We start from the raw sequence: 8,610 nt of genomic DNA, 5'->3' as shown, positions 1-8,610 counted from the left end.
GCCGACTGCTAGCCGAGTTTGGCGAGGTTCGCCGTGATCGCGGAGGCGAGGGTCTTCGCGTAGGTGGCGCTGTCGCCCGTGGCCGAGTTGAGCACCGAGATCACGTTCGGGCCGACGCGGACGGCGATGAGGGTCGCGGAACTGGCCCACGACGGGTCCGTGAGGGTGATGGTGACGCTGCCGGCGCCGGGGGAGGCGGCGGTGGCCACGGACACCTTCACCGTGCTGTTCTTGGTGTTCGCGTCCTTGAAGGTCGGGCAGCTGGTGCCGAGCTTGGCCAGGCCGGCCATGACGCTCTGGGCGGTGCTGCCCTGGTAGGCGTCGATCTCCTGCAGGAACTCCTCGGACTTGCCGTTGTTCACGTAGTCGCTCTGGGCGAAGGAGGCGGACTGGTAGCCGGCCAGGTTCACCCAGCCGGACGCGATGAGGTTCGCGCACTTGGGGGCGGCCGTGGAGGGCGGGCTCGGGGACACGTAGGACGAGCCGGAGTCGACGGCGGAGGCGGCGACGGCCGCGTAGCCGGACGGGATGCCGGTGGTCACCAGGGCGCCCCTGAGCTGGGTGCCGGTGAGCAGGCCCGCGTCCGGGTTCGCCGAGGTGGAGGCGGCGGCGCCGGCGGCGGACCCGCCGGCCGGCCCGCCGGACGAGGCGTGCGAGAGGCCGGGGAGGTCGCAGCCGGCGGCCGCGAGCGGCAGGGCGGCCGCCGCGGCTATCGAACACAGGCGCTTGAGGCGCATGATGGGGTCCGGATCCTTGCGCTGGTGGGTGGGCCGGTCCCCGGGGGCCGGGATCCGGGCCGGGCCAGGATAGCGAAGCGGCCGTACGCGGGGCCTTCGCGCCGTAGGCCGCCGGGCCTCCGCGCCGTACGCGGGGCCTTCGCGCCGTATGCCGGAGCTTCGCGCCGGGCGCCGGACCTCCACGCCGGCCGCCGCCGGACCTCCGCGCCGTAGGCCGCCGGACCTCCGCGCCGTACGCCGGGCCGGGGGCGCGCGGCGGCGGGTTCGCGCCGGGGTCCGCGGCTGGCCTGAGCTGCGTGCGGATTTGGAATCGCCCCCCGGTATACGGCACACTGTTGTGGTTGCTCGGCGCAGGCATGCCCTGAACCGGGCGCCCGGAGCCGCGTCGGACCCCCGACGCACCGTCCGCGCAACCGCCGCACGGCGTCGCTAGACGAAAGTGCGGCGTGAGCTGCGCCGGGACATGGTCTCGGGCCCGCGTCACGATCCCTCTCCGAGTGGTGGTGAACGGCAGGAGCTGCCTCCTGCCTGCGGGAAGGCGTGTGGTCATTATGCGACACGCCCGACCGCGTGGGTCGGAGAAATCCGGACAAGACCTACCGCCGGGTACGGTCCGCCTGGCAAATCGCCTGGTGGATGACGGCCTGAAGTTCTCATGCGGAACGCCGCGCGCGGTCGTACGACAGCAGGGCTCGCCCTGTCGGTCCGCTGGACCGGCGCGGAAGCCGCATCGGAACTAGACGAGAAGAAGGACAGCCATGGCGGGACAGAAGATCCGCATCAGGCTCAAGGCCTACGACCACGAGGTCATCGACTCCTCGGCGCGCAAGATCGTCGAGACGGTGAGCCGCACTGGCGCCCAGGTCGCTGGGCCGGTGCCGCTGCCGACCGAGAAGAACGTTTACTGCGTCATCCGCTCGCCGCACAAGTACAAGGACTCGCGCGAGCACTTCGAGATGCGGACGCACAAGCGGCTCATCGACATCCTCGACCCCACGCCCAAGACGGTCGACTCGCTCATGCGGCTCGACCTGCCGGCCGGTGTCGACATCGAGATCAAGCTGTAAGGACGCCTACTAATCATGGACAAGCAGATCAAGGGCGTCCTGGGTGAGAAGCTCGGCATGACCCAGGTCTGGGACGCGGAGAACCGGGTCGTCCCGGTGACCGTCGTCAAGGCCGGGCCGTGTGTCGTGACCCAGGTGCGCAGCATCGAGAAGGACGGCTACGCCGCGGTCCAGCTCGCCTTCGGCGAGATCGACCCGCGCAAGGTGAACCGGCCGGAGAAGGGCCACTTCGAGAAGGCCGACGTCGCCCCGCGCCGTCACCTCGTCGAGCTGCGCACCTCCGACGCCGCCGAGTACTCCGCCGGCCAGGAGGTCACCGCCGAGGTGTTCGAGGCCGGCCAGCGGATCGACGTCGTCGGCACCTCCAAGGGCAAGGGCTTCGCCGGTGTCATGAAGCGGCACAACTTCCGGGGCCTGGGCGCCGGACACGGCGTGCAGCGCAAGCACCGCTCCCCCGGCTCCATCGGCGCCTGCGCGACCCCCGGCCGCGTCTTCAAGGGCGTGCGCATGGCGGGCCGCATGGGCAACGAGCGGGTCACCGTGCAGAACCTGACCGTCCACGCGATCGACGCCGAGAAGGGCCTGCTGCTGATCAAGGGTGCCGTTCCCGGCCCCAACGGCGGCCTCGTGCTCGTCAAGACGGCGGCGAAGGGCTGATTGAGATGACTTCCACTGTTTCCGTCGATCTCCCCGCGGAGATCTTCGACGTCGAGCTGAACGTCCCCCTGGTCCACCAGGTGGTCGTCGCCCAGCTCGCCGCCGCCCGGCAGGGCACGCACAGCACCAAGCGCCGCGGCGAGGTGTCCGGCGGTGGCAAGAAGCCGTACCGCCAGAAGGGCACCGGCCGCGCCCGCCAGGGCTCGACCCGCGCGCCGCAGTTCGCCGGCGGTGGCATCGTGCACGGCCCCAAGCCGCGCGACTACGCGCAGCGGACGCCGAAGAAGATGAAGGCCGCCGCGCTGCGCTGCGCCCTGTCCGACCGGGCCCGCAACGGCCGTCTGCACATCGTGGACGAGTTCGTCGCGGACATCCCGTCGACCAAGGCCGCGAAGACCGCGATCAAGGCCGTGACCGAGCGCAAGAACGTGCTCGTGGTGCTCGGCCGCGAAGAGATCAACGCGTGGCTCTCGCTGCGCAACCTCCCCGAGGTCCACCTGCTGCACGCCGACCAGCTGAACACGTACGACGTGCTCGTCAGCGACGACGTGATCTTCACGAAGGCCGCCTACGACGCGTTCGTCGCCGGTCGTCTGAAGGCCTCGGCCGACACCGAAGGGAGCGAGGCCTGATGGCTAAGGACCGTTACGTTCTCGCCCGCGACCTGCTGATCAAGCCGGTCGTCTCGGAGAAGAGCTACGCGCTGCTCGACGAGAACAAGTACACGTTCATCGTGCACCCGGACGCCAACAAGGAGCAGATCCGCGACGCGGTCGAGCTGCTCTTCGACGTCAAGGTGACGGCTGTGAACACGATCAACCGCAAGGGCAAGCGCAAGCGCACCCGCGTGGGGACCTACGGTCACCGCGCCGCGACCAAGCGCGCCATCGTGTCGGTCGACCCGCAGCCGACGGACGCCAGCAAGAAGAGCCGCATCGACATCTTCGGGGGCCCGGTCTCCTGAGGCCGGCACCGAGGAACTAGAGGAATCTCACAGCCATGGGCATTCGCAAGTACAAGCCGACGACCCCCGGTCGCCGCGGCTCCAGCGTTGCCGACTTCGTCGAGATCACCCGGGACACCCCGGAGAAGTCTCTGGTCCGCCCGCTGCACAGCAAGGGCGGTCGCAACGCGCAGGGTCGCGTGACGGTTCGGCACCAGGGCGGCGGTCACAAGCGCGCCTACCGTGTCATCGACTTCCGTCGTAACGACAAGGACGGCGTGCCGGCGAAGGTCGCGCACATCGAGTACGACCCCAACCGCACCGCGCGCATCGCGCTGCTGCACTACGCGGACGGCACGAAGCGCTACATCATCGCGCCGGCCAAGCTGAAGCAGGGCGACCCGATCGAGTCGGGCCCCAACGCCGACATCAAGCCGGGCAACAACCTGCCGCTGCGCAACATCCCGACCGGTACGGTCATCCACGCGATCGAGCTCCGGCCCGGTCAGGGTGCGAAGATCGCCCGCTCGGCCGGCGCCAGCGTGCAGCTCGTCGCCAAGGACGGCCCCTACGCCCAGCTGCGTATGCCCTCCGGCGAGATCCGCAACGTCGACGCGCGCTGCCGCGCGACCGTCGGCGAGGTGGGCAACGCCGAGCAGAGCAACATCAACTGGGGCAAGGCCGGCCGCATGCGCTGGAAGGGCAAGCGCCCGACCGTCCGCGGTGTCGCGATGAACCCGATCGACCACCCGCACGGTGGTGGTGAGGGCAAGACCTCCGGCGGACGCCACCCGGTCTCCCCGTGGGGTCAGAAGGAAGGCCGCACCCGCAAGCCGGGCAAGGCCAGCGACAAGTACATCGTCCGCCGCCGCAAGTCGAACAAGAAGCGCTAGGAGGAGGTCTAGATGCCGCGCAGTCTCAAGAAGGGTCCCTTCGTGGACGACCACCTGATCAAGAAGGTGGACGCCCAGAACGACAAGGGAACCCACAACGTCATCAAGACGTGGTCCCGGCGCTCGATGATCGTCCCGGCGATGCTGGGCCACACGATCGCCGTGCACGACGGCCGCAAGCACGTCCCGGTGTTCGTCACCGAGTCGATGGTCGGCCACAAGCTGGGCGAGTTCGCCCCGACGCGTACCTTCAAGGGTCACGTGAAGGAAGACCGGAGGTCCCGCCGTGGCTGAGAACAAGGCCAAGGACCTGCCCGCCAACCAGGCGCTCGCGCAGGCCCGGCACGTCCGGATGACCCCGATGAAGGTCCGCCGCGTCGTGGACCAGGTCCGCGGCGTCCCGGTGGAGCAGGCGCTGGACTACCTGCGCTTCGCCCCCTGGGCCGCGGCCGAGCCGGTCTACAAGTGCGTCGCCTCGGCGGCCGCCAACGCCCGGAACAACAAGCAGCTCCACGGCGACCTGGTCATCGCGGCCGCGTACGTGGACGAGGGCCCGACGCTCAAGCGGTTCCGTCCGCGGGCCCAGGGCCGCGCGTACCGCATCCGCAAGCGCAGCAGCCACATCACCATCGTGGTCGAGCAGCCCGCCGAGGCCGCCGCTAAGAAGGGCAGGAACCGGTAATGGGACAGAAGGTCAACCCGCACGGCTTCCGCCTCGGCATCACCACGGACTTCAAGTCCCGCTGGTACGCCGACAAGATGTACAAGGCGTACGTCAAGGAAGACGTCGAGATCCGCAAGCTCATGAACAAGGGCATGGAGCGGGCCGGCATCTCCAAGGTCGAGATCGAGCGCACCCGCGACCGCGTCCGCGTGGACATCCACACGGCGCGTCCGGGCATCGTGATCGGCCGCCGCGGCGCCGAGGCCGAGCGCATCCGCGGCGAGCTGGAGAAGCTCACCGGCAAGCAGGTGCAGCTGAACATCCTCGAGGTGAAGAACCCCGAGCTCGACGCCCAGCTCATCGCGCAGGGCGTCGCCGAGCAGCTCTCCTCGCGCGTCGCGTTCCGCCGTGCCATGCGCAAGGCGATCCAGACGACCATGAAGGCCGGCGCCAAGGGCGTGAAGGTCCAGGTCTCCGGCCGTCTGGGCGGCGCCGAGATGTCGCGTTCCGAGCAGTACCGCGAGGGCCGCGTGCCCCTGCACACGCTGCGCGCGAACATCGACTACGGCTTCTACGAGGCCCGCACCACCTTCGGCCGCATCGGCGTGAAGGTCTGGGTCTACAAGGGCGACGTCACCTCGCTGAGCGCGGCCCGCGCGGCCGCCGCAGCCGAGCAGCGCCGTCCGTCCACCGGCGGCCGCGACGAGCGTCGCGGCGGCGACCGTCCCCGCGGCGGCCGTCCCGGCCGTGGCGGCGAGCGCGGCGGACGCGGCCAGGGCCGTTCCGAGAACACCGCCGCTCCGGCGACCGAGGCTCCGGCCGAGGCCACCGCCGGCGCGGCCGCAGAAGCTCCGAAGGAGGGCTGATCCCATGCTGATCCCGCGTAGGGTCAAGCACCGCAAGCAGCACCACCCGGAGCGCGGCGGTGCGTCGAAGGGCGGCAACGAGCTGAACTTCGGCGAGTACGGCATCCAGGCGCTGAGCCCGGCGTACGTGACGAACCGGCAGATCGAGTCGGCTCGTATCGCGATCAACCGGCACATCCGCCGTGGCGGCAAGGTCTGGATCCAGATCTTCCCGGACCGTCCGCTGACCAAGAAGCCGGCCGAGACCCGGATGGGTTCCGGCAAGGGCTCGCCCGAGTGGTGGGTCGCGAACGTCAAGCCGGGCCGGGTGCTCTTCGAGCTCTCGTACCCGAACGAGAAGGTGGCCCGGGAGGCCCTGCTGCGCGCCGCGCACAAGCTCCCGTGCAAGTGCCGCATCATCAAGCGCGAGGCAGGTGACATCTGATGGCAGCCGGAACCGCGACGCACGAACTGCGTGAGCTGTCGGACGAGGCCCTGGTCGACAAGCTGCGCGAGGCCAAGGAGGAGCTGTTCAACCTCCGCTTCCAGCAGGCCACCGGCCAGCTGGAGAACCATGGCCGGATGAAGGCCGTCAAGGCGGACATCGCGCGGATCTACACGATCCAGCGTGAGCGCGAGCTGGGCATCACGGAAGGTGCCAAGTGATGAGCGAGGACACCAACGTGGAGCAGAACGAGCGCGGCGCGCGCAAGACCCGTGAGGGCCTTGTCGTGTCGGACAAGATGGACAAGACCGTCGTCGTGTCGGTCGAGGACAGGGTCAAGCACCCGCTGTACGGCAAGGTCATGCGCCGTACCAGCAAGCTGAAGGCCCACGACGAGCAGAACAGCTGTGGCATCGGCGACCGCGTGCTGCTCATGGAGACCCGGCCCCTCTCGGCGACCAAGCGCTGGCGCGTGGTCGAGATCCTCGAGAAGGCCAAGTAGGCAAGCAGCCCCGTCCCGGCGGGTCCGTACGGATCCGCCGGGCTCGGCGGGGCTTTCTGCGAAGAGACACGGCCGCGGACGCAACGACCGCGGCCACGAGTCAGGAGTAGAACGTGATTCAGCAGGAATCGCGGCTGCGGGTCGCCGACAACACCGGTGCCAAGGAAATCCTGTGCATCCGGGTTCTCGGTGGCTCCAGCCGCCGCTACGCCGGCATCGGCGACGTGATCGTCGCCACCGTCAAGGACGCGCTGCCCGGCGCGGGCGTGAAGAAGGGCGAAGTCGTCAAGGCGGTCGTCGTGCGCACCGTCAAGGAGCGCCGTCGTCCGGACGGCTCGTACATCCGCTTCGACGAGAACGCGGCCGTCCTGATCAAGGACGGCGGCGACCCGCGCGGCACCCGCATCTTCGGCCCGGTCGGCCGTGAGCTGCGTGACAAGCGCTACATGCGCATCATCTCGCTGGCGCCGGAGGTGCTCTGACCATGGCCAAGCAGAAGATCCGCAAGGGCGACCTGGTCCAGGTCATCGCCGGCAAGGACAAGGGCCTGCAGGGCAAGGTCATCCAGTCCCTGCCCCGCGACGGCAAGGTCATCGTCGAGGGTGTCAACCGCGTCAAGAAGCACACGAAGGTCGGCCAGACCGCTCGTGGCTCGCAGACCGGCGGCATCATCACGACCGAGGCGCCGATCCAGGTCAGCAACGTGATGCTGGTCGTCGAGCACGAAGGCAAGAAGGTCGTCACCCGCGTCGGCTTCCGGCGCGAGGAGCAGGAGCGCACCCTGCCCGACGGCAGCAAGAAGACGGTCACGCGTTCCGTGCGGTTCGCGAAGAAGACCGGAGAGGCGATCTGATGACTGTCACCGAGGAGACTCAGACCAAGGTCACCCCGCGTCTGAAGACCCGCTACAAGGCCGAGATCGCTCCGGCGCTGCGTGAGCAGTTCAACTACGCGAACGTCATGCAGATCCCGGGCGTCACCAAGGTCGTCGTGAACATGGGTGTCGGCGACGCCGCCCGTGACTCGAAGCTGATCGAGGGCGCGATCCGCGACCTGCAGGCCATCACCGGCCAGAAGCCGGCCGTGACCAAGGCCCGCAAGTCCATCGCGCAGTTCAAGCTGCGCGAGGGCCAGCCGATCGGCACGCACGTCACCCTGCGCGGTGACTACATGTGGGAGTTCCTGGACCGCCTGGTCAGCATCGCGCTGCCGCGCATCCGCGACTTCCGCGGCCTGTCGCCGAAGCAGTTCGACGGCAAGGGCAACTACACCTTCGGTCTCAACGAGCAGTCCATGTTCCACGAGATCGACCCCGACAAGATCGACCGCGTCCGGGGCATGGACATCACGGTGGTCACCACCGCGACCAACGACGACGAAGGCCGCGCGCTGCTCAAGCTGCTCGGCTTCCCCTTCAAGGAGGCCTGATCATGGCGAAGACCGCGCTGATCAACAAGGCGAACAAGAAGCCGAAGTTCAAGGTCCGGGCCTACACCCGGTGCCAGAAGTGCGGCCGTCCGCACTCGGTGTACCGCAAGTTTGGCCTGTGCCGCGTCTGCCTTCGCGAGATGGCCCACGCGGGCGAGCTGCCGGGCGTGACGAAGTCGTCCTGGTAGGCTGACCTGCAGCTGCCGGGCCGTCAGATCCGGTGGCCGCGAGCTGTCATACAGCTGTCATAGGTGATTGCCCCCGCACGAGAGTGCGGGGGCAATCGCTTTTTCCGGCAATCGCGCGGCCTGGCGGCGGGCGTGGTGGAGTTGGCTGAGATGCCCGCAGGGCGTGTCCGCAGCGACATTCCATCCACACTGGATGAATTGCCCTATACAGTCTTAGCAGGGCGTCAAGCTTCGAGTGTCC

16 protein-coding genes are annotated in these 8,610 nt (G+C 68.9%); 15 read left to right on the top strand and 1 reads right to left on the bottom strand.

Annotated elements, in window-relative coordinates; genetic code table 11:
* Positions 1-8: 8 nt before the first annotated feature.
* Positions 9-737 (bottom strand): hypothetical protein, encoded by a 729-nt coding sequence (locus KDK95_RS03545; RefSeq protein ID WP_212516524.1) that lies wholly within the window; start codon positions 735-737, stop codon positions 9-11.
* 758 nt (positions 738-1,495) lie between these two features.
* Between KDK95_RS03545 and rpsJ the strand changes: the two genes are divergently transcribed.
* From rpsJ to KDK95_RS03470, 15 genes are all read left to right on the top strand, one after another.
* The gene (rpsJ, locus tag KDK95_RS03540) at positions 1,496-1,804 is read left to right on the top strand and encodes a 30S ribosomal protein S10 (RefSeq protein WP_034266131.1); all 309 of its coding nucleotides are present in this window, start codon (positions 1,496-1,498) and stop codon (positions 1,802-1,804) included.
* Between the two features lie 15 nt (positions 1,805-1,819).
* Positions 1,820-2,461: a 50S ribosomal protein L3 gene (rplC, locus tag KDK95_RS03535; protein WP_212516523.1), complete on the top strand. Its 642-nt coding sequence runs from the start codon at positions 1,820-1,822 to the stop codon at positions 2,459-2,461.
* A gap of 5 nt (positions 2,462-2,466) precedes the next feature.
* Entirely contained in the window at positions 2,467-3,093 is a 627-nt protein-coding gene (gene rplD, locus KDK95_RS03530) for a 50S ribosomal protein L4 (protein ID WP_212516522.1), read from the top strand.
* On the top strand, positions 3,093-3,425 hold the full coding sequence (rplW, locus tag KDK95_RS03525; RefSeq protein WP_212516521.1) for a 50S ribosomal protein L23: 333 nt from the start codon (positions 3,093-3,095) through the stop codon (positions 3,423-3,425). The genes rplD and rplW overlap by 1 nt, the downstream gene beginning before the upstream one ends.
* A gap of 35 nt (positions 3,426-3,460) precedes the next feature.
* Complete coding sequence (rplB, locus tag KDK95_RS03520; RefSeq protein WP_212516520.1) at positions 3,461-4,297, top strand: 50S ribosomal protein L2; 837 nt, start codon at positions 3,461-3,463, stop codon at positions 4,295-4,297.
* A 12-nt stretch (positions 4,298-4,309) separates the two neighbouring features.
* Positions 4,310-4,591, top strand: coding sequence for a 30S ribosomal protein S19 (gene rpsS, locus KDK95_RS03515; RefSeq protein WP_212516519.1), 282 nt, complete (start codon positions 4,310-4,312; stop codon positions 4,589-4,591).
* 58 nt (positions 4,592-4,649) lie between these two features.
* Complete coding sequence (rplV, locus tag KDK95_RS03510) at positions 4,650-4,979, top strand: 50S ribosomal protein L22 (protein WP_249160212.1); 330 nt, start codon at positions 4,650-4,652, stop codon at positions 4,977-4,979.
* The gene (rpsC, locus tag KDK95_RS03505; protein WP_212516517.1) at positions 4,979-5,827 is read left to right on the top strand and encodes a 30S ribosomal protein S3; all 849 of its coding nucleotides are present in this window, start codon (positions 4,979-4,981) and stop codon (positions 5,825-5,827) included. The genes rplV and rpsC overlap by 1 nt, the downstream gene beginning before the upstream one ends.
* Positions 5,828-5,831: 4 nt before the next feature.
* Positions 5,832-6,251 carry a 50S ribosomal protein L16 gene (rplP, locus tag KDK95_RS03500; RefSeq protein WP_212516516.1) on the top strand — a complete coding sequence of 140 codons (420 nt, stop codon included), beginning with the start codon at positions 5,832-5,834 and terminating at the stop codon, positions 6,249-6,251.
* The gene (rpmC, locus tag KDK95_RS03495; protein ID WP_212516515.1) at positions 6,251-6,472 is read left to right on the top strand and encodes a 50S ribosomal protein L29; all 222 of its coding nucleotides are present in this window, start codon (positions 6,251-6,253) and stop codon (positions 6,470-6,472) included. The genes rplP and rpmC overlap by 1 nt, the downstream gene beginning before the upstream one ends.
* The gene (gene rpsQ, locus KDK95_RS03490) at positions 6,472-6,753 is read left to right on the top strand and encodes a 30S ribosomal protein S17 (protein ID WP_212516514.1); all 282 of its coding nucleotides are present in this window, start codon (positions 6,472-6,474) and stop codon (positions 6,751-6,753) included. Before rpmC ends, rpsQ begins: the two co-directional genes overlap by 1 nt.
* Positions 6,754-6,866: 113 nt before the next feature.
* Complete coding sequence (gene rplN / locus KDK95_RS03485; RefSeq protein ID WP_212516513.1) at positions 6,867-7,235, top strand: 50S ribosomal protein L14; 369 nt, start codon at positions 6,867-6,869, stop codon at positions 7,233-7,235.
* Between the two features lie 2 nt (positions 7,236-7,237).
* Positions 7,238-7,606: a 50S ribosomal protein L24 gene (rplX, locus tag KDK95_RS03480; protein WP_212516512.1), complete on the top strand. Its 369-nt coding sequence runs from the start codon at positions 7,238-7,240 to the stop codon at positions 7,604-7,606.
* The gene (gene rplE / locus KDK95_RS03475) at positions 7,606-8,181 is read left to right on the top strand and encodes a 50S ribosomal protein L5 (protein ID WP_212516511.1); all 576 of its coding nucleotides are present in this window, start codon (positions 7,606-7,608) and stop codon (positions 8,179-8,181) included. The genes rplX and rplE overlap by 1 nt, the downstream gene beginning before the upstream one ends.
* 2 nt (positions 8,182-8,183) lie before the next feature.
* Positions 8,184-8,369: a type Z 30S ribosomal protein S14 gene (locus KDK95_RS03470; RefSeq protein WP_212516510.1), complete on the top strand. Its 186-nt coding sequence runs from the start codon at positions 8,184-8,186 to the stop codon at positions 8,367-8,369.
* Positions 8,370-8,610: the final 241 nt, after the last annotated feature.

This window comes from Actinospica acidithermotolerans (genome assembly GCF_018139625.1).
Lineage (GTDB): Bacteria > Actinomycetota > Actinomycetes > Streptomycetales > Catenulisporaceae > Actinospica > Actinospica acidithermotolerans.
The sequence above is the reverse complement of the archived record's forward strand: the minus strand, read 5'-3'. Positions and strand labels throughout refer to the sequence as shown.

Coding starts and splice junctions, on each gene's coding strand:
- KDK95_RS03545 (WP_212516524.1), bottom strand. CDS start 737: ATGCGCCTCAAGCGCCTGTGTTCGATAGCCGCGGCGGCCGCCCTGCCG.
- rpsJ (WP_034266131.1), top strand. CDS start 1,496: ATGGCGGGACAGAAGATCCGCATCAGGCTCAAGGCCTACGACCACGAG.
- rplC (WP_212516523.1), top strand. CDS start 1,820: ATGGACAAGCAGATCAAGGGCGTCCTGGGTGAGAAGCTCGGCATGACC.
- rplD (WP_212516522.1), top strand. CDS start 2,467: ATGACTTCCACTGTTTCCGTCGATCTCCCCGCGGAGATCTTCGACGTC.
- rplW (WP_212516521.1), top strand. CDS start 3,093: ATGGCTAAGGACCGTTACGTTCTCGCCCGCGACCTGCTGATCAAGCCG.
- rplB (WP_212516520.1), top strand. CDS start 3,461: ATGGGCATTCGCAAGTACAAGCCGACGACCCCCGGTCGCCGCGGCTCC.
- rpsS (WP_212516519.1), top strand. CDS start 4,310: ATGCCGCGCAGTCTCAAGAAGGGTCCCTTCGTGGACGACCACCTGATC.
- rplV (WP_249160212.1), top strand. CDS start 4,650: ATGACCCCGATGAAGGTCCGCCGCGTCGTGGACCAGGTCCGCGGCGTC.
- rpsC (WP_212516517.1), top strand. CDS start 4,979: ATGGGACAGAAGGTCAACCCGCACGGCTTCCGCCTCGGCATCACCACG.
- rplP (WP_212516516.1), top strand. CDS start 5,832: ATGCTGATCCCGCGTAGGGTCAAGCACCGCAAGCAGCACCACCCGGAG.
- rpmC (WP_212516515.1), top strand. CDS start 6,251: ATGGCAGCCGGAACCGCGACGCACGAACTGCGTGAGCTGTCGGACGAG.
- rpsQ (WP_212516514.1), top strand. CDS start 6,472: ATGAGCGAGGACACCAACGTGGAGCAGAACGAGCGCGGCGCGCGCAAG.
- rplX (WP_212516512.1), top strand. CDS start 7,238: ATGGCCAAGCAGAAGATCCGCAAGGGCGACCTGGTCCAGGTCATCGCC.
- rplE (WP_212516511.1), top strand. CDS start 7,606: ATGACTGTCACCGAGGAGACTCAGACCAAGGTCACCCCGCGTCTGAAG.
- KDK95_RS03470 (WP_212516510.1), top strand. CDS start 8,184: ATGGCGAAGACCGCGCTGATCAACAAGGCGAACAAGAAGCCGAAGTTC.